General features: G+C 59.0%; 20 protein-coding genes. 12 read left to right on the plus strand and 8 right to left on the minus strand.

The window, feature by feature from the left end; genetic code table 11:
- Positions 1-10: 10 nt before the first annotated feature.
- On the minus strand, positions 11-373 hold the full coding sequence (clpS, locus tag CQ007_RS17055) for an ATP-dependent Clp protease adapter ClpS (RefSeq protein ID WP_105647061.1): 363 nt from the start codon (positions 371-373) through the stop codon (positions 11-13).
- Between the two features lie 260 nt (positions 374-633).
- Between clpS and cspD the strand changes: the two genes are divergently transcribed.
- Positions 634-897 (plus strand): cold shock domain-containing protein CspD, encoded by a 264-nt coding sequence (cspD, locus tag CQ007_RS17060; protein ID WP_105647042.1) that lies wholly within the window; start codon positions 634-636, stop codon positions 895-897.
- 105 nt (positions 898-1,002) lie between these two features.
- On the opposite strand, the gene icd is transcribed toward cspD, so the two are convergent.
- Entirely contained in the window at positions 1,003-2,262 is a 1,260-nt protein-coding gene (gene icd, locus CQ007_RS17065; RefSeq protein ID WP_105647043.1) for an NADP-dependent isocitrate dehydrogenase, read from the minus strand.
- 337 nt (positions 2,263-2,599) lie between these two features.
- Here icd and CQ007_RS17070 point away from each other — a divergent pair, with 337 nt between their 5' ends.
- The 10 genes from CQ007_RS17070 (at position 2,600) to CQ007_RS17115 (ending at position 12,599) form a co-directional block, all read left to right on the plus strand.
- Complete coding sequence (locus CQ007_RS17070) at positions 2,600-3,034, plus strand: NUDIX hydrolase (RefSeq protein ID WP_105647044.1); 435 nt, start codon at positions 2,600-2,602, stop codon at positions 3,032-3,034.
- A gap of 7 nt (positions 3,035-3,041) precedes the next feature.
- On the plus strand, positions 3,042-4,163 hold the full coding sequence (gene mnmA, locus CQ007_RS17075) for a tRNA 2-thiouridine(34) synthase MnmA (RefSeq protein ID WP_105647062.1): 1,122 nt from the start codon (positions 3,042-3,044) through the stop codon (positions 4,161-4,163).
- On the plus strand, positions 4,160-4,780 hold the full coding sequence (gene hflD / locus CQ007_RS17080; protein ID WP_105647045.1) for a high frequency lysogenization protein HflD: 621 nt from the start codon (positions 4,160-4,162) through the stop codon (positions 4,778-4,780). The genes mnmA and hflD overlap by 4 nt, the downstream gene beginning before the upstream one ends.
- Positions 4,773-5,645: a DMT family transporter gene (locus CQ007_RS17085; protein ID WP_105647046.1), complete on the plus strand. Its 873-nt coding sequence runs from the start codon at positions 4,773-4,775 to the stop codon at positions 5,643-5,645. The genes hflD and CQ007_RS17085 overlap by 8 nt, the downstream gene beginning before the upstream one ends.
- A 45-nt stretch (positions 5,646-5,690) precedes the next feature.
- Positions 5,691-7,061 carry an adenylosuccinate lyase gene (gene purB / locus CQ007_RS17090; RefSeq protein ID WP_105647047.1) on the plus strand — a complete coding sequence of 457 codons (1,371 nt, stop codon included), beginning with the start codon at positions 5,691-5,693 and terminating at the stop codon, positions 7,059-7,061.
- Between the two features lie 90 nt (positions 7,062-7,151).
- Positions 7,152-8,324: a cupin domain-containing protein gene (locus CQ007_RS17095; RefSeq protein WP_105647048.1), complete on the plus strand. Its 1,173-nt coding sequence runs from the start codon at positions 7,152-7,154 to the stop codon at positions 8,322-8,324.
- Positions 8,317-8,757, plus strand: coding sequence for a GNAT family N-acetyltransferase (locus CQ007_RS17100; protein WP_105647049.1), 441 nt, complete (start codon positions 8,317-8,319; stop codon positions 8,755-8,757). The genes CQ007_RS17095 and CQ007_RS17100 overlap by 8 nt, the downstream gene beginning before the upstream one ends.
- Before the next feature lie 316 nt (positions 8,758-9,073).
- Entirely contained in the window at positions 9,074-9,895 is an 822-nt protein-coding gene (locus CQ007_RS17105) for a secretin N-terminal domain-containing protein (RefSeq protein ID WP_105647050.1), read from the plus strand.
- Between the two features lie 456 nt (positions 9,896-10,351).
- Complete coding sequence (locus CQ007_RS17110) at positions 10,352-11,950, plus strand: isocitrate lyase (RefSeq protein ID WP_105647051.1); 1,599 nt, start codon at positions 10,352-10,354, stop codon at positions 11,948-11,950.
- 202 nt (positions 11,951-12,152) lie between these two features.
- Positions 12,153-12,599: a thioesterase family protein gene (locus tag CQ007_RS17115; RefSeq protein WP_105647052.1), complete on the plus strand. Its 447-nt coding sequence runs from the start codon at positions 12,153-12,155 to the stop codon at positions 12,597-12,599.
- Positions 12,600-12,745: 146 nt separating this feature from the next.
- On the opposite strand, the gene CQ007_RS17120 is transcribed toward CQ007_RS17115, so the two are convergent.
- The 6 genes from CQ007_RS17120 to ppsA all read right to left on the minus strand — a co-directional run bounded on the left by CQ007_RS17120 (position 12,746) and on the right by ppsA (position 18,528).
- Entirely contained in the window at positions 12,746-13,705 is a 960-nt protein-coding gene (locus CQ007_RS17120) for an OmpA family protein (RefSeq protein ID WP_105647053.1), read from the minus strand.
- A gap of 96 nt (positions 13,706-13,801) precedes the next feature.
- On the minus strand, positions 13,802-14,383 hold the full coding sequence (gene sigX / locus CQ007_RS17125) for an RNA polymerase sigma factor SigX (RefSeq protein ID WP_177424387.1): 582 nt from the start codon (positions 14,381-14,383) through the stop codon (positions 13,802-13,804).
- Between the two features lie 38 nt (positions 14,384-14,421).
- Positions 14,422-15,243: a mechanosensitive ion channel domain-containing protein gene (locus CQ007_RS17130; RefSeq protein ID WP_105647054.1), complete on the minus strand. Its 822-nt coding sequence runs from the start codon at positions 15,241-15,243 to the stop codon at positions 14,422-14,424.
- A 10-nt stretch (positions 15,244-15,253) separates the two neighbouring features.
- Entirely contained in the window at positions 15,254-15,511 is a 258-nt protein-coding gene (locus CQ007_RS17135) for a hypothetical protein (protein WP_105647055.1), read from the minus strand.
- Positions 15,512-15,657: 146 nt separating this feature from the next.
- Positions 15,658-16,140, minus strand: a complete 483-nt coding sequence (rraA, locus tag CQ007_RS17140; protein ID WP_105647056.1) for a ribonuclease E activity regulator RraA — start codon at positions 16,138-16,140, stop codon at positions 15,658-15,660.
- Between the two features lie 18 nt (positions 16,141-16,158).
- Positions 16,159-18,528 (minus strand): phosphoenolpyruvate synthase, encoded by a 2,370-nt coding sequence (gene ppsA / locus CQ007_RS17145; RefSeq protein ID WP_105647057.1) that lies wholly within the window; start codon positions 18,526-18,528, stop codon positions 16,159-16,161.
- Positions 18,529-18,686: 158 nt separating this feature from the next.
- Between ppsA and CQ007_RS17150 the strand changes: the two genes are divergently transcribed.
- Positions 18,687-19,505 (plus strand): pyruvate, water dikinase regulatory protein, encoded by an 819-nt coding sequence (locus CQ007_RS17150; RefSeq protein WP_105647058.1) that lies wholly within the window; start codon positions 18,687-18,689, stop codon positions 19,503-19,505.
- The last annotated feature ends 66 nt before the right edge of the window (positions 19,506-19,571 follow it).

The raw sequence follows: 19,571 nt of genomic DNA on the forward strand, positions 1-19,571 counted from the left end.
GGTCGCTTTATTACGCTTCCCGTTCTATCTGACACATCAGCGGGTGCTGACATTCCCTGGCGTATTCATTTACCTGGGCTGCCTTGGTTTCGGCAATGTCCCGCGAGTAGACTCCGCAGACCGCCCTGCCTTCAGTATGGACCCTGAGCATGATCTGTGTAGCTGTTTCCCGGTTCAGCATGAAAAAGGTTTCCAGCACCTCCACCACGAAATCCATCGGAGTGTAATCATCATTGAGCATGATCACCTGATAGCGCGCCGGCGGCTTCAGCTCGGGCTTTCCCGTTTCTACCGCCAGGCCGCTGTCATCCTCATGCTCCGGTTGATCTGGCCCCTGCATAAAGGTTAGTTGAATTTCCATCTTTGCAAACATCTTGTGTGTCACTGGTTGATATTCCGGAACGGTCGCCGTCTCGATATGCCAAGACGATCTGCCATCGTCCTCAGCTCTCAGGCTACAGACAAAATGTGTACTGGTACACAGCTTGTCGGCAGCTAACTTGACTTGCCTTGATTCAATGTTAAAAAGTGTAACAGGCATGCTCTGCGGGAGATATCCGCTATCGCCCATGGATCATGCCGATATCGGGATTCACTACCCCTCGATATAGGGGAACAGCAGAGGAATGCAGTATGGAGATTGGTAAGGTCAAATGGTTCAATAACGCCAAGGGATATGGCTTTGTGGTAGCCGACGGACGCAGTGAAGACCTTTTTGCTCACTACTCAGCTATCCAGATGGAAGGGTACCGAACGCTCAAGGCGGGACAGCCTGTACAGTTCGACATCATCCAGGGACCGAAAGGTCTGCACGCCGTGAATATTCAAGCCGTTGGCGAACCTGTTCGCAAAACTGCTGAAACAGCCAGGGCGAGCGCGATGACGACCGTTGTTTAACTGACACCCTGCCCGCGTGTTCCTCGCTGTACCGGGCATCCCTAAACAAACAAGCCGGCATATTTGCCGGCTTGTTTGTCATTGCCTACAGCATAGTGCTGGGGCTCAGCTCATCGCGGCGATCAGGTCATCACCGAACTCGGAGCACTTACGCAGGACTGCACCGTCCATCAGACGCTCGAAGTCGTAGGTGACGGTCTTGTTGGCGATGGCGCCTTCGGTACCCTTGATGATCAGGTCGGCAGCTTCCACCCAACCCATGTGACGCAGCATCATTTCGGCAGACAGGATCAGCGAACCCGGGTTCACCTTGTCCTGGCCAGCGTACTTGGGCGCAGTACCGTGGGTCGCTTCGAACATCGCAACCGAGTCGGACAGGTTGGCACCCGGGGCGATACCGATACCACCTACTTCGGCCGCCAGGGCGTCGGACAGGTAGTCACCGTTCAGGTTCAGGGTGGCGATCACGTCATACTCGGCCGGGCGCAGCAGGATCTGTTGCAGCATGGCGTCGGCGATGGCGTCTTTCACCACGATGTTCTTGCCGGTGTTGGGGTTCTTGAACTGCATCCAGGGACCACCGTCCAGCAGCTCGGCGCCGAACTCGTCACGAGCGACTTCGTAGCCCCACTCCTTGAACGCACCCTCGGTGAACTTCATGATGTTGCCTTTGTGCACGATGGTCACGGAGCTACGATCATTGTCCACGGCATACTGCAGAGCCTTGCGCATCAGGCGCTTGGTACCCTGCTCGGAAACCGGCTTGATGCCGATACCGCAGCCTTCGGTGAAACGGATCTTGGTAACGCCCATTTCCTCGGTGAGGAACTTGATGACTTTCTTCGCTTCGGGGGAGTCGGCTTGCCACTCGACACCAGCGTAGATGTCTTCGGAGTTCTCGCGGAAGATGACCATGTCCACGTCGCCGGGGTTCTTGACCGGGCTGGGTACACCGGTGAACCAGCGAACCGGACGCTGGCAGACATACAGATCGAGCTGCTGGCGCAGAGCTACGTTCAGGGAGCGGATACCACCACCTACTGGCGTGGTCAGCGGGCCCTTGATGGAAACGACGTAGTCTTTGACCGCGTGCAGTGTTTCTTCGGGGAGCCAGGTGTCCTGGTCATATACCTGAGTGGCCTTCTCACCAGCGAAAACCTCCATCCAGGAGATCTTGCGCTTGCCAGCGTAGGCTTTTTCAACGGCCGCATCGACGACCTTGATCATGACCGGGGAAATATCCACGCCGATACCATCACCTTCGATATAAGGGATGATCGGGTTGGCAGGTACGTTCAGGGAAAGGTCGGCATTAACGGTAATTTTGTCGCCGTTGGCCGGCACCTGGATCTTTTGGTATCCCATTTGTGACTCCGTTGTCGTTGTCAATGAAGACCCGGAGGGTTGATCCGGATCAGAAGAATACGGCTCTGGTGGGCCATATTGTTGTAGTTTTCCTACATAAAGTCACGCACTTTCTGCCCGGACTCGTTGTTTTTACGGTAAATTCAACTGATTCAGTCGGCAGGCTAATTGCATCTCCGCCGTTATGTAGTGAGACTACATGAAACACTACAGAAACCGCTCATGGCATCCTAGCCGTTTTTCCATTCAAATCCAGTAGCCCCGACTCAACGTCCGACGGGCATTCACCCGCCGGGCTGTTTACGGTAACCTATCGACCCAGAATCGGGAGTCGTTCATGCGTTTTATACCTCACGTTACCGTCGCGACCATTGTCGAGGATCAAGGGCGGTATCTCATGGTTGAGGAACTCAGCAACAATCGTGTTGTATTCAACCAGCCCGCCGGCCATTTGGAAGCCGACGAAAGTCTTATACAGGCCGCCCATCGCGAAACCCTGGAAGAAACCGCCTGGACCGTAGAAATAACGGGTATCACCGGCGTCTATCTGTTTCGCGGCGAGAATGGCGTTACCTACCAGCGCACCTGTTTCACCGCACTGCCGCTGGCGCACCAGCCCGAGCTGGAGCTCGATAGAGGCATTCTTCGGGCCCACTGGATGACGCTCGATGAAATCCGCGCTCGCCAAGCCGAGCTGCGCAGCCCGCTGGTGCTGGAATGCATCCTGGACTACCTGAACAAACCGCGCTATCCACTGGATCTGATTCGTTGAGATGAACATGCAAGCCAAAGCCCCCAGCCAGACCAAGGTCATTGTCGGCATGTCCGGCGGTGTCGATTCCTCCGTGTCCGCAGCCCTGCTCCTGGAGCAGGGCTACCAGGTGGAAGGCTTGTTCATGAAGAACTGGGATGAAGATGACGGCACCGAGTACTGCACCGCCATGGAGGATCTGGCCGATGCCCAGGCGGTATGTGACAGGCTTGGTATCAAGCTGCATACCGCCAACTTCGCCGCCGAATACTGGGACAATGTCTTCGAGCACTTTCTGCACGAGTACCAGGCCGGGCGTACGCCCAACCCGGACATCCTGTGCAACCGGGAAATCAAGTTCAAGGCCTTCCTGGATTACGCAATGATGCTTGGCGCGGATCTGATCGCGACCGGTCATTACACCCGGCGCGCCGATCGTGACGGACAGACCCTGCTGCTGCGCGGCCTGGATACCAACAAGGACCAGAGCTACTTCCTGCACGCGGTGGCCGGCGAGCAACTGGCCCGCACCCTGTTTCCGGTTGGCGAACTGGAAAAGCCGGAGGTGCGCCGCATTGCCGAGAAATACCAGCTGGCGACCGCGCGCAAGAAGGACTCCACTGGCATCTGCTTCATCGGCGAACGCCGCTTCAGTGACTTTCTCAAGCGCTACCTGCCTGCCCAACCGGGTGATATCGAAACCACCGACGGCCAGATCATCGGCCGCCATCACGGGTTGATGTATCACACCATCGGCCAGCGCCAGGGGCTGGGGATCGGTGGCCTGCAAGGAGCCAGCGACAACCCCTGGTATGTGCTGCGCAAGGATCTGACGCGCAACGTGCTGGTGGTCGGCCAGGGCAACGATCACCCCTGGCTGTTCGCCAGCGCGCTGGAATGTTCGAACATCTACTGGGTCAACCCGATCGAGATCAGCGAGCCATTGCGATTGACTGCCAAGGTACGCTATCGCCAGCCCGACCAGACCTGCACTATCGAGCCCAGCGAAGGCGGCTATCTGATTCGTTTTGACGAGCCTCAGCGCGCGGTTACACCCGGACAATCGGTGGTCCTGTACCAGGATGAGGTGTGCCTCGGCGGCGGTGTGATCGAGCGGGCGATTGCCGCCTTCGACGAGGCCGCCGCATGAGCGCATACGAACAACAGGTACTGGCACTGGGTGCGATATTCGAAGCGGCGCTGCAGGTCGACAAGCTGGCCCGCAGTGGCCAGTACAGCGAAGGGCCTACCAGTTGCCTGATCCAGAGCATCTTCGAACGCTCGCCGGATGATACGCTTGGCGTCTATGGTGGCTCGCACCATCAGATTCGCGGCGGCCTGCAGGCGGTTGCCTCCATGCTCGAACGCGATACCGCTGCCCTGCAGCGCGACGCATTGCGCTATGCGATGAACCTGATCGCACTGGAACGCCAACTGGACAAGCGTGATGACATGCTGGCGGTGCTGGGGCAGCGGCTTGATCAGGCGCAGCAGCAGGTGCAGCACTTCGGACTACTGCATGACAACGTCATGGCTTCCCTCGGCAGTGCCTACCAGGACACCCTGAGCACCCTGCGCCTGCGCATCCAGGTGCATGGCGACATGCGTCACCTGCAGCAACCGGACGTGGCCAACCGCATTCGCGCCCTGCTGCTGGCCGGCATTCGCTCCGCCCGCCTGTGGCGTCAACTGGGCGGCCACCGCTGGCAACTGCTGTTTTCCCGGAGCAAGCTGCTGGAAGCCACCCGGACCATTCTGAATGGCTGAAGCCGTTCGGCGTGAGCAGCTCGGCAAGGGGGCTGCTCTACTGGCACTCTCGGCCCTGCTGTTTTCTCTGATGGGGGTGCTGATCCGCGAAGCCTCGGTCACGGTCAATAACGAGACCATCGTCTTCGCCCGCAATCTCATCGGCATGCTGTTTTTCCTGCCGATGATCCTGCTGGGTGGCTTCGCCCCCTTTCGCACGCAACGCCTGGGCAGCCATATGCTGCGGGCCCTCTACGGCCTGGGGGCGATGTATTGCTTCTTCTACGCCATCGCCCACCTGCCGTTGGCCGATGCCATGGTTTTCACCTACGCCGCGCCGGTATTCACGCCGGTTCTGGCCTGGCTTTTTTTGCGCGAGCTGTTGACCCGACGCATGATGCTGCTGGTACTGCTCGGTTTCGCCGGCGTGCTGCTGGTGGCCAAACCGACCGGCGCGCTGTTCGATCCCAAGGGCCTGGTGGGCATCGGTGCAAGCCTGCTGGCGGCGATGGCCTGGGTGTCCATCCGGATCATGAGTAGCAGCGAGCCGACCAGCCGTATCGTATTCTACTTTTCCACCTTTGCTGCGTTGTTTTCCGCCATACCCCTGTTCTGGGCCTGGCAGCCGCTGACACCGCACGATCTGTTGCTGCTCGGCGGCCTCGGCCTGCTGGCGACCGTCGCCCAACTGGTGATGTCACATGCCTATTCGATGGCGCCACTGGGCAGCATCGGCCCGTTCAGCTATCTGGCCATCGTCTTCTCGGGCATCATCGCCTGGCTGTTCTGGGGAGAATTGCCGGATGCCAGCTCCTGGTTGGGAGCGGGGTTGATCTTCATGTCCACCCTGCTGAGCATCGCGATGCCCGCGAGGCGGGCCAAATGATGTATCATTTGCGCCTTTCAGCCAGCCTTATGACGAGAACTTCCTATGCAACTTTCTTCCCTGACCGCCGTTTCTCCGGTTGATGGCCGTTACGGCAGCAAGACCGCCAGTCTGCGCAACATCTTCAGCGAATATGGTCTGATCCGTTTCCGTGTGCAGGTAGAGGTTCGCTGGCTGCAATGCCTGGCCGCACACCCGGGCATTCCCGAAATCGCGCCGTTTTCCGAGCAGGCCAACGCGCTGCTCGACAACCTGGTCGATGACTTCCAGCTGAGCCATGCCGAGCGGATCAAGGAAATCGAGAAGACCACCAATCATGACGTCAAGGCGGTCGAATATCTGCTCAAGGAGCAGGTCGCGTCCCTGCCGGAGCTGCAGGCGGTCAATGAGTTCATTCACTTCGCCTGCACTTCCGAGGACATCAACAATCTGTCCCACGCATTGATGCTGCGCAGTGGCCGCGATGACGTGCTGCTGCCGTTGATGCGTCGCATCGCCGATGAAATCCGCTCCCTGGCCGTGCAGTTCGCCGATGTGCCCATGCTGTCGCGCACCCATGGCCAGCCAGCGTCGCCGACCACCCTGGGCAAGGAACTGGCCAACGTGGTCTATCGTCTGGAGCGGCAGATCGCGCAGGTCGAGGCAGTTCCGCTGCTGGGCAAGATCAATGGCGCGGTAGGCAACTACAACGCGCACCTGTCGGCCTATCCGCAGCTCGACTGGGAAGCCAACGCCCGTGATTTCATCGAGCAGACCCTGGGCCTGACCTTCAACCCCTATACCACGCAGATCGAGCCGCATGACTACATTGCCGAGCTGTTCGATGCGGTGGCGCGCTTCAACACCATCCTGATCGATTTCGACCGGGATATCTGGGGCTATATCTCCCTGGGTTACTTCAAGCAGAAGACCGTTGCCGGTGAAATCGGCTCCTCGACCATGCCGCACAAGGTCAACCCGATCGACTTCGAGAACTCCGAAGGCAACCTGGGTATTGCCAATGCCATTCTGCAACACCTGGCCAGCAAGCTGCCGATTTCCCGTTGGCAGCGGGACCTGACCGACTCCACCGTGCTGCGCAATCTGGGTGTGGGCTTTGCCCATGGCATCATTGCCTATGAGGCTACCCTCAAGGGAATCAGTAAGTTGGAAGTCAATATTCAACGAATTGCTGAAGATCTGGATAGCACCTGGGAGGTGCTTGCCGAGCCGGTACAAACAGTCATGCGTCGGTACGCGGTGCCCAATGCCTACGAGAAGCTGAAGGAACTGACGCGCGGCAAGGGCATCACCCCGCAGGCCCTGCAGGATTTCGTTGACACCCTCGATATCCCTGAGGCGGCCAAGCTGGAGCTCAAGGCCCTGACGCCAGCCAGCTATATCGGCAACGCAGTGGCCCAGACCCGTAGAATCTGACGTGTGAGCATCGCTTGTTCGCCACTTCGGCGGGCAAGCGGTGCAACTACCACCCCACTCCCATCCGCCTGCTATCGCTGCGAGGCCAACATGTCCCTTTCCGTTACCACCCTGCCTGGCGGTATGCCGGCTGAAGAGTTCCTCCGCGATTACTGGCAGAAAAAGCCGCTGCTGATCCGCCAGGCGTTTGCCGGGTTCGACAACCCGCTGACGGCAGATGAGCTGGCCGGCCTGTCGCTGGAAGAGGAAGTCGAATCACGCATCGTACTCGAGCATGGTGCCACTCCCTGGGAGTTGCGCCGGGGGCCCTTCAGTGAAGAGGATTACCGTCACCTTCCTGAACGCGACTGGACGCTGCTGGTGCAGGCCGTTGACCAGTTCGTTCCGGAGGTTGCCGATCTGCTGCGGGCGTTCCGCTTCCTGCCCAGCTGGCGGGTGGATGATGTGATGATCAGCTATGCGGCGCCAGGCGGTAGCGTTGGCCCGCATTTCGATAACTACGATGTGTTCCTGCTGCAGACCCAGGGCCACCGGCGCTGGCGGATTGGTCAGCAGTGCGATGCTGACAGCCCCCTGTTGGAACACCCTGATCTGCGCATTCTCAGCCAGTTCGAACAACAGGACGAGTGGGTTCTGGCACCAGGGGACATGCTCTATCTGCCGCCCGGCCTGGCCCACTACGGCATCGCCGAGGACGAGTGCATGACCTGGTCGGTCGGCTTTCGGGCGCCCAGCCAGGCCGAAGTACTGACCCATTTCACCGATTTCCTCAGCCAGTATCTGAGCGACCAGCAGCGCTACACTGATGCCGGCCTTGCCCTGCCCGCCGACCCGGCGCAGGTTGATGACCAGACCGTCGAGCGGCTGCAGCGAATGATCCTTGAACTGGTTCAGGATCGGGAGGCTCTGGGCACCTGGTTCGGCCGCTTCATGACCGAGCCGCGCTTCCCCGAGCTGCTGCAGGCGCAGGAGCCGGATGCCCAGCTATTGGCCGAGGCGCTGGACAACGATTATGGCCTGGTCCGTAACCCCAGTGCGCGACTGGCATGGCGCCAGGAGCAGGACCGATACCTGATGTTGTTCGCCAGCGGCGAGCATTGCCTGTTGCCGACACCGTTGTTGCCGCTGGTGCAACTGATCTGCAATCAGGACTATCTGGGTGCGGAGCAGTTGCAGGCGTGGCGCGCAGATCCGGAGGCAATGCAACTGCTGGAACAGTTGCTGGCCAAGGGAGATCTGCTGCTGGAGGAAGACGATGGGTGACGTACAGATCCGCATCGCAGACTGGAACGCCACTCCGGCACTGCGCAGCATCCGCCAGACCGTGTTCATCGACGAGCAGCAGGTTCCGCCAGAACTGGAATGGGATGCGGAAGATGTCGGCGCAACGCATTTTCTGATGACGCTGGAGCAGCAGCCGGTAGGCACCGCAAGGCTGCTTGCCAATGGCCGCATCGGTCGCGTGGCCCTGCTGGTTCCGGCTCGGGGCAAGGGGCTGGGGCATGTGCTGATGCGTGCCGTCATGGCGCATGCCCAGCAGACCGGAATGACCTGTTTGACCCTGTCGGCACAGACCCATGCATTGGAGTTCTATCGTCAGCTTGGCTTCGAAACCTGCTCCGACACCTACCTCGATGCCGGCATACCGCATCAGGATATGTATTGGAAAACCGCGGATACCCAAGCTGACAACTGATGACAGCCCCGAGGCGCTTGCTGCGCTTCCGCTGGCGTAGCGCAGGGGCGCTACACCCCGATACCCAATTACAGCACCAGCCCGGGTTATCGAGCCCCTGCTCGACGACAGCGCTGCGGCGGCTGCGCTTCCACCAGCAGAGCGCAGGGGCGCTACACTCCGATACCCGATTGCAGCATCAGCCCCGGATTGTCGAGCCCCTGCTCGACGACAGCGCTGCGGCAACCGCGGTTTCGCCGGCAGAGCGCGGGCGCGTTATATCCCTGGAGAACAGTCGAGGTGCTAAACTCAGGTTCGGTCCCCATGAGATTGCGCCATGAACCTGCGACCTTTTCTGACCCTGTGCGTCACCCTGCTCCTCGCTCTGGGCTCGGCCCAACTTGCAGCGGCGCCGAAGACCGAAATCATCCCCCTCGGCTACAGCATGGCCGAGGATCTGCTGCCTGCCATCCAGCCATTGCTGCGTCCCGATGAGCGGGTTTCCGCCTACGGCAACCAGTTGATCATTCGCGCCGAGCCACAACGACTGCAGGAAATCCGCGCCCTGCTGGCTGACCTTGACCGCCAACCCGCGCAGCTGCGCATCAGCGTCAGCACCGCCGGCAGCTCAATCGGCAGCCAAAGCGGTTACCGGGTGGACGGGCGAATCGACACCGGCGCTGGTGATGTCGTCGTCGGCCGCCCTGGAAGCGGCAACCAGGCCCGTATTATCCGCCGCGAAACCCGTGGCGCCAACGACGGTACCCGGGTGATCACGGCCAGTGAGGGCCATCCCGTTCTGATTCAGACCGGCCAGAGCATCCCGCTGACCTCGACTACGACCAATATCTATGGCCAGGTGATGCGGCAGACTGAATATCACGATGTGACATCGGGTTTCTATGCCACCGTTCGCCTCAATGGCGACCGCGCGACCATCACTCTCAGTGCCAACAATGATCGGCTGCATCCGGCAAACGATGACGTCATCGAGGTACAGCGAGCCGATACCGTGGTCACTGCACGCCTCGGCGAATGGGTCACCATAGGCGGTGTGGATGATCTGGACCGCAGCCAGGATCAGGACATCGGTCGACGCACCACCACCCGTAGTGCCCAGCAACAGAGCGTCCGGCTGATGGTCGAACGGCTCGATTAGCCTTTGTTGCATTTTTGTAGTGTTTTAATAAATTCACTACAAACTGCATTGACTTCTGTTTTCTTAACCCGCATTATTGCCCCGCTCCCGCTAGCCGGAGCCCCTTTAAGAGGGTCTCCGGATGGGCTCCTGAACCTAAGGAACCATCTGTGTCTCAACAGCCCACAAGGCAGTTCGACGAGGTTGCGACTGGAACGAAGTTGTCCTGAGGGACGGGGAAGCGATTAAAACGTAGCAGCCTGCATGACACAGGAGCGGCCGAATACTCTGCCAAGCTGCCAGCTTGTTCGAGATGCGCCATCCAGGTCGTAGACTGTTCGTCACCCTCCTCTCTTCATGTCATTCTTCAATCCGGTCACTGTTTCGACGCACTGCGGAGTGCCGCACCCTAGCTCTGGCTGATGGGTTCGGGGTCGACTAACGTCAGAACCAAACGCAAACTTTGAAGGATTGACCATGTCTGCATATCAAAACGATATCAAAGCAGTTGCCGCGCTCAAAGAAACCGCCGGTAACGGCTGGAACGCCATCAACCCGGAATCCGTCGCGCGCATGCGTGCACAGAACCGTTTCAAAACCGGTCTGGATATCGCCAAGTACACTGCTGCTATCATGCGCAAGGACATGGCAGAGTACGATGCCGATTCGTCTGCTTACACTCAGTCCCTGGGCTGCTGGCACGGTTTCATCGGTCAACAGAAACTGATCTCCATCAAGAAGCACCTGCAAACCACCAACAAGCGCTACCTCTACCTGTCCGGCTGGATGGTGGCGGCCCTGCGTTCCGAGTTCGGCCCCCTGCCCGACCAGTCCATGCATGAGAAGACCGCCGTTTCCGGTCTGATCGAGGAGCTGTACACCTTCCTGCGCCAGGCTGACGCCCGCGAACTGGATCTGCTGTTCTCCGCACTGGACGATGCCCGCGAAGCCGGCGACAAAGCCAAGCAGGACGCTATCCAGGCGCAGATCGACAACTTCGAAACCCATGTTGTGCCGATCATCGCCGACATCGACGCCGGTTTCGGTAACGCCGAAGCCACTTACCTGCTGGCCAAGCAGATGATCGAAGCGGGTGCCTGCTGCATCCAGCTCGAAAACCAGGTATCCGACGAGAAGCAGTGCGGCCACCAGGACGGCAAGGTCACTGTGCCCCACTCCGACTTCCTGGCCAAGATCAACGCGGTTCGCTATGCGTTCCTCGAGCTGGGTGTTGACGACGGCGTCATCGTTGCCCGTACCGACTCCCTGGGCGCAGGCCTGACCAAGCAGATCGCCGTGACCAACGAACCAGGCGACCTGGGCGACCTGTACAACAGCTTCCTCGATGGCGATTACATCGAGAACGCTGATGCCATCGAGAACGGTGACGTGGTCATCAAGGCCAACGGCAAACTGCTCAAGCCCAAGCGCCTGGCCTCCGGCCTGTTCCAGTTCCGCAAGGATACTGGTGTCGATCGCGTGGTGCTGGATTGCATCACCTCCCTGCAGCACGGTGCCGACCTGCTGTGGATCGAAACCGAGAAGCCTCACGTTGGCCAGATCGCCGAAATGGTCAACCGCATCCGCGAAGTGGTTCCGAACGCCAAGCTGGTATACAACAACAGCCCGTCGTTCAACTGGACGCTGAACTTCCGTCAGCAGGTGTTCGATGCCTGGGCCGCCGAAGGCAAGGATGTATCCGCCTACGACCGCGCCAACCTGATGAGTGTCGAGTACGACGAGACCGAGCTGTGCAAGGAAGCCGATGAGCGCATCCGTACCTTCCAGAAGGACGCTGCGCGTGAAGCAGGTATCTTCCATCACCTGATCACTCTGCCGACCTACCACACTGCTGCACTGTCGACCGACAACCTGGCCAAGGGTTACTTCGCCGAAGAAGGCATGCTGGCCTACGTCAAGGGTGTGCAGCGTCAGGAAATTCGCCAGGGTATCGCCTGCGTCAAGCACCAGAACATGGCTGGCTCCGATATCGGTGACAACCATAAGGAATACTTCGCTGGTGAAGCGGCACTGAAAGCCGGCGGTAAAGACAACACCATGAACCAGTTCGGCTGATAGGCCATCCGGTTTACGGGCCTCGGCCCGGGTGTTGAGAAAAGGCCACCTTCGGGTGGCCTTTTCCATATGGGCGCAGCACAGCGGCAAGCAAGCGGCTGTTGCCCCCTGGGCAAGTCGCGTACAATGCGCCCTTCATTGCCGGACATGACTGTTTCAGCAACGCTCTGTCGGCGCATCATGCAGCAGCAGGTTTTAAAGAATGGCACGTTTACATTTGGAATTTCCGGAAGATCAGTTCTATTTCACTACGCAACTGACAGTCCGTATCACCGATATCAACTCGGGCAAGCACCTGGCCAATGATTCGATGGTTTCAATGATATCCGAGGCACGGGCGCGCTTTCTGTATCAGTTCGGCATAGAGGAAGTCAGCGTCAATGATGTAGGTATCATTGTTACCGATATGGCCACCACCTATCTCAAGGAAGCCTTCGCTCGGGAGGCATTGATCTTTGAAGTCGGGCTGATGGATTTGAACAGGTATGGTGGAGATATCATCTTCCGTATTACCAAGGCCGAGGGTGGGGATCTGGTTGCCCTGGCCAAGTCCGGTTTCGTCTTCTACAACTTCCTCGCGGCCAAGGTGACACCCATGCCGGAAGACTTCAGATTGCGCTTCCCTGGCGTCAATCAGATAGAGGAATGACAGGATGCCGAGCCCGATCTCTATTCGGGCTTGATGACCCGCCCGGATACGAACCGGGACGCCCCACCCCGGTGGCACTTTCAATCAAGATATCCAGCTATAAAAAAACCCGGTCAATTGACCGGGTTTTCGTTGCTGAAGATCGATTAACGAACTTCAACCTCTGTTTCCACTTCCGCTTCCACACGACGGTTCATGGCACGGCCATCGTCGGTAGCGTTGTCAGCGATCGGACGGGATTCACCGTGGCCGACAGCGTTCACGCGGGAGGACTCGACACCTTCGGCAATCAGAGCTTCACGAACCGAGTTGGCACGACGCTCGGACAGATTCTGGTTGTAGGCATCGGTACCGACGGAGTCAGTGTGACCTTCAACGGTGGTGGTGACCGACGGGTAGGTCTTCATGAACTCAGCCAGGCTCTGGATATCCTGACGGAACTCGGGGCGAATGGTGTCACGGTCGAAGTCGAACTTGACGTCCAGCTCAACACGGACGGACTGCATTTCAGGAGCCGGTTCGGGAGCCGGAGCCGGTGCGGGAGCAGGCTCAGCCTGAGCTACAACCGGAGCGGGTTTGCCACCGAAGTTCAGACCCAGGCCAACGCCCGCCTGCCATTCGGTGTTGCGATGATCCAGGCCGTACAGCGCGTCAACGCCGGCCTTGACGAAGAAGTTCTCGTTCAGATAGTTCTTCACACCGAAGCCGGCCTGCGCGATGGTAGTGCGGTCACGCTGGCTGGTGCCAACCTGATCCAGCTCCTGGTGAGCGAAGCCACCGGAAACGTAGGGACGCAGAGCGCCTTCTCCGAAGTGGTATACGGCTTCAACGTGGGCCAGACGACCGTCGATGTCCTCGCCGGTAATATCGGAGTCCAGGCTCTTGTAAGTACCCAGGCCGATATTCAACAGTACGTCGTCGGTGACAAAGTAACCCAGGCTGCCACCAACCAGAGTACCGTCGTCCAGGTTACGCATGCTGTCGGTGAAATAGCGCTTGGCGAAGGCTTCAACTTCAACCGAGCCGGCGCTCTGGGCCATGACCGGCAGCGCGGAAGCTGTAATAGCTGCGCCTACAACGATACCTACTGTGTTTTTCAATTTCATCTTTGAATCCCCGTTAAATCCATTCGGACGTTAGGTTTTGCGCAAAACTCGGAAGGGAGTATAGCAGAGTTGAGAAAAGAGCAATATGAGAAGGGCCTAAAAAGGATTGCTTATATGCTTGCGCAGCTTCTCCAGTGCACGTTTGTACCGCATCTTCGTCGCACTCAGACCCATATTCATAATATCGGATATCTCCTGAAACTCCAGCTCGGCCACGAAGCGCAACACCAGAATCTCGCGATCCACCTGGTTGACATGCACGAGCCAATGATCGAGCCCCTTGCTGTCCACCGCCGGACTCTCTGGTTCGTGAGCCTCTTCCTGACCGTCCAAACTCAGCGCATCGTATAACCGTCGTTTCCGCTTTTCTTTTCGATACTGAGTAATGCACTCATTGTAAGTAATACTATATAGCCATGTCTTGAACTTGGCCTTGCCTTCGAAGTGCTTCAGTCCATGCAGCACTTTGAGCATTACTTCCTGACATACATCATCAGCATCCCTTTCGTTGCCAAGATACCGGGCACACACATTGTAGAGTGTACGCTGGTACCTTCGCATCAGCTCCTCATAGGCAACGGTGGTATGAAAAAGTTCACGGTTAGCGCGAATTACCAGTTCCTCATCCGTCATCTCGGATAACTGGTCGCGGCTGCGCGAAGCTGGGGTATCGGTCAAAACAGTGTCATCAATCAATGGGCAAGGCCGTGTCGCGGTCAGCGCGACACGGGTCTGTCGATCAGGGAGCGGTTGGGTACGGAAATGAGCCTTCCCTCATCATCCATGAGCGAGGTCTTGACGGTGCCTATTTCCTCGATAACACCCTCGGTACCGTCCACCGTGATGCGGTCCCCCACCTCATAGAGCTCACGCAGATATACCCCGGCGATGATCTGGCTGACCGTATCCCGGCTACCCAGCCCCATGGCCAGAGCCGCTGCAGCGCCGAAGGAAACCAGCACGATGGCAATGACGGTATTGAGCAGCTGCGTCTCGATCTGCAACTGACCGATCGCCAGCGACACCGTGATGATCACCAGCAGCCCTTGGACAAGCCGGCTGATGCCGCCGGCATAATCGGCACCGATACTCTCGACGGTGCCCCGCACTACCCCGGCGACCAGGTGCGACAGCAGCAGGCCTGCGAGCAGAATGAGGGCGGCACCGAATACCTTGGGCAGATAAAGAGCGAAGGCATCCAGCGTGGCCGATACCCGTGCCAGCCCCAGTGTTTCAGCGGCAGACACGACGAAAGTGAGAATGATGAACCAATAGATGATCTTGCCGATCACCGCCGACACCGGCGAGGCGATGCCGATCCGGCTCAACATCTTGGTCACGCCCGCCCCGCTCATCAGCCGGTCCAGTCCCAGCTTGGCCAGCCCCTTGCTCAGAACCGCGTCAACGATCCGGGCAACGACGAACCCCAGCAGGATGATGAACAGTGCCGTGATCAGGTCGGGAATGAATGAAGCTATCTTGGTCCACAGAGCAGTCATCGCAGAGATGAAGCCCTGGCTCCAGGTTTCTTGTTCCATGACAGGCTCGCTATGAATTCAGATCAGTGGAAGAAAGGCTCTTCTTGGCATCGCGTCGTGCACTTCTGGCATGGCGCAGACCACGCGCACCACCCTCGCTGATGACCCAGCCCCAATTGGCGAACAGCTTGAGCAGATCGAACAGGCCACTGTGAATGTGGGCCCGGTGCAGAACGCGTTCCAAGCGCTTGTCGTCCTCCCCGGATGACTTCCGGGAGGCATCCTGCTGCATCAGACTGCGCAGATGGCGCTCAAAGGGATCGTCCATGTCTATCTCCGAATCAGTGAGTAGGGCCGGGCCTGTTTTTGCGCGATGGCGAATGAAGCGGTAACAGACCCTCGGCACAGACGCGCGCCGGCCAGGCGATGTCACCTGACCGACGCGTCCCTCAGGGCAAGGGGTTGCCCTGCCTGCTACTCGGGCATCTTCAGCGCCACGGCTGAGACGATGATGCCGTTATTGTCGGCATACACGTACTCACCAGGGCGGAAGGTGACTCCGCCGAAGGTGACCGGCAGGTTGAGCTCGCCGATACCGCGCTTGTTGCTCTTCATCGGGTGGCTGGCCAGCGCCTGGACGCCCAGTGCCGTCTGCACCAGCACGTCGACGTCACGCACGCAGCCATAGATGATGATCCCCTCCCAGCCGCTCTTCGCTGCCTTCTCGGCCAGCATGTCACCCAGCATCGCGCAGCGCAGAGAGCCGCCGCCGTCCACCACCATGACCTTGCCGGTACCGTCCTGGCCGACCAGGTCCTTGACCACCGAATTGTCTTCAAAGCACTTGACCGTGACGATCTCGCCGCCGAAGGAGTCGTGGCCGCCGAAGTTGCTGAACATGGGTTCGACAACCGCGACGTCAGGGTAAGCGTCACACAGGTCTGGAGTTATATACATCTCATGCTCCCGGGCTGATCAGCCGTTGTTTTCCGCAAGGAAGAACCAGGTATCCATGACCGAGTCAGGGTTGAGCGACACGCTCTCGATCCCCTGCTCCATCAGCCAGCGCGCCAGATCCGGATGGTCCGACGGGCCCTGGCCACAGATGCCGATGTACTTGTCGGCCTTGCGGCAGGCAGCGATGGCATTGGCCAGCAGCTTCTTGACCGCCGCGTTCCGCTCGTCGAACAGGTGGGCGATGATACCGGAGTCGCGATCCAGGCCCAGGGTCAGCTGGGTCAGGTCGTTGGAACCGATGGAGAAACCATCGAAGTGCTCGAGGAACTCATCGGCCAGCAGCGCATTGGCCGGCAGCTCGCACATCATGATCAGGCGCAGACCGTTCTCGCCACGCTTGAGACCATTCTCGGCCAGCAGCTCGACTACCTGCCTGGCTTCACCCACGGTACGCACGAAGGGCACCATGATTTCCACGTTGGTCAGGCCCATCTCGTCACGTACCCGCTTCATCGCGCGGCACTCGAGCTCGAAGCAGTCGCGGAAGGATTCGCTGATATAGCGCGACGCACCGCGGAAGCCCAGCATGGGGTTTTCTTCTTCCGGCTCATACAGACGGCCGCCAATCAGGTTGGCGTATTCGTTGGACTTGAAGTCGGACAGGCGCACGATGACCTTCTTCGGCCAGAACGCCGCCGCCAGGGTGCTGACACCCTCGACCAGCTTGTCGATATAGAAGCTGACCGGGTCGCTGTAGCCGGCAATGCGCTTCTCGACACTGTCCTTGACTTCCGACGGTAGGCCGTCGAAATTCAGCAGTGCCTTGGGATGCACGCCGATCATGCGGTTGATGATGAATTCCAGACGCGCCAGACCGACACCTTCATTGGGCAGGTTGGCAAAGTCGAATGCGCGGTCCGGGTTGCCGACGTTCATCATGATCTTGAACGGCAGCGGCGGCATGGCATCGACGCTGTTGGTACGGATGTCGAACTCCAGACGGCCGGCATAGATCATGCCGGTATCCCCTTCTGCACAGGAAACCGTGACTTCCTGGCCGTCACTCAGCTCACTGGTGGCGTTGCCGCAGCCGACCACGGCCGGAATACCCAGCTCACGTGCGATGATCGCCGCGTGGCAGGTCCGCCCGCCACGGTTGGTCACGATGGCGCTGGCGCGCTTCATCACCGGCTCCCAGTCAGGATCGGTCATGTCGGATACCAGTACGTCGCCTGGCTGTACCTTGTCCATTTCGGATACGTCGCGGATCACCTTGACCGGACCGGCGCCGATGCGCTGACCGATGGCACGACCTTCGACCAGGACGGTGCCCTTGTCCTTGAGCAGGTAGCGCTCCATGACGTTGACGTTGCTGCGGCTCTTCACGGTCTCGGGACGGGCTTGAACGATATACAGCTGATTATCGTCCCCGTCCTTGGCCCACTCGATGTCCATCGGGCAGCCATAGTGCTTCTCGATGATCAGCGCCTGACGGGCCAGGTTCACCACTTCCTCATCGCTCAGACAGAAGCGCGCGCGTTCAGCGGCGTCAACATCGACGGTCTTGACCGAACGGCCAGCCGAAGCCTCTTCGCCGTAGATCATCTTGATCGCCTTGCTGCCCAGGTTGCGGCGCAGGATCGATGGGCGCCCGGCTTCCAGGGTGGGCTTGTGTACATAGAACTCGTCGGGGTTGACGGCGCCCTGTACCACAGTCTCGCCAAGGCCGTAAGCACCGGTGATGAATACCACATCACGGAAACCGGACTCGGTATCCAGGGTAAACATGACACCGGCCGTACCGGTTTCGGAGCGCACCATGCGCTGCACACCCGCGGACAGGGCAACCAGCTTGTGATCGAAGCCCTGGTGAACGCGGTAGGAAATGGCGCGGTCATTGAACAGGGAGGCGAATACTTCCTTGGTCGCGCGGATCACATTGTCCACGCCACGGATATTGAGGAAGGTTTCCTGCTGGCCGGCGAAGGATGCATCGGGCAGATCCTCGGCAGTGGCGGAAGAGCGCACGGCCACGGCCAGGTTGTCGTTGCCGGCGGACAGTTCGGCGAAGGCGTCGCGGATGGCCTGATCCAGGGCTGCCGGGAATTCAGCGTCCATCACCCACTGGCGGATCTGGGCACCGGTACGGGCCAGGGCGTTGACATCATCCACATCCAGCGCGTCCAACGCGGCATTGATACGGTCATTGAGACCACTTTGTTCGAGAAATTCGCGATACGCATCAGCTGTGGTGGCAAAACCACCCGGTACGGATACTCCGGCACCGGCCAGATTGCTGATCATTTCACCGAGCGAGGCGTTCTTGCCGCCAACACGCTCAACATCTCCAACACCCAGTTGCTCAAAGGACACTACGTACTCTAGCAAGGTGATCTCTCCGTCAATCAATGAATTAGGGTGGCAGCGCCGGCTTTGCCGTCTGGTCTGCAAGTCACAAATACGCCACAATGCCACTTCGACGCTCATTAAATAGAGGGCTTGGACCTCTGCCCTCAGCAAAATTCCGATATTTTAAGGCTTCGCGCATGAAACGCACTGCTTTTTTCATTTCCGATGGTACCGGTATCACTGCCGAGACGCTTGGCCAGAGCCTGCTCTCTCAATTCGAGAACATCCAGTTCAGCAAGCTGCTGCGGCCCTATGTGGATACCGTGGAAAAAGCGCGGGACATGGTACAACAAATCAATGCCGCTGCCGAGGCAGATGGTCAACCGCCGATCATTTTCGAAACGGTGGTCAACCGCGACATTCATCAGGAGCTGACCCAGTCCAAGGGCTACATCATCGATATCTTTTCCACCTTCCTGGCTCCCCTGGAGCAGGAGCTGGGTGCCGGCTCGTCCTACTCGGTGGGTAAGTCCCACTCGATCCAGCATAACAGCAACTACCAGGATCGTATCGATGCCGTGCACTTTGCCATGGACAACGACGATGGCGCCCGCACTCACCACTATAAAGAGGCCGACATCATCCTGGTCGGTGTGTCCCGCTGCGGCAAAACACCTTCCTGCCTTTATATGGCACTGCAATATGGCATACGTGCGGCCAACTATCCGCTGACCGATGATGACATGGAAAGCCTGCAGCTGCCTGCCGCCCTCAAGCCGCACAAGCACAAGCTGTTCGGCCTGACCATCGATGCCGAGCGCCTGGCCAGTATCCGCAACGAGCGCCGCCCCAACAGCCGGTACGCCAGCTTCGCCCAGTGCGAGTTCGAAATTCGCGAAGTGGAAAACCTGTTCCGCCGGGAAAATATCCCGCACATCAACTCGACCCATTTCTCGGTCGAGGAAATCTCCGCCAAGATTCTGGTGCACATGGGTATCGAGCGGCGCCTCAAGTAAGACTTCCCATCGCCGTCGGTGCAGCATGGCTGTGCCGGCGGGCACGTCTCCCTCCCTGCCCTCCCC

The sequence above is a fragment of the Pseudomonas sp. MYb185 genome (assembly GCF_002979975.1).
Lineage (GTDB): Bacteria > Pseudomonadota > Gammaproteobacteria > Pseudomonadales > Pseudomonadaceae > Halopseudomonas.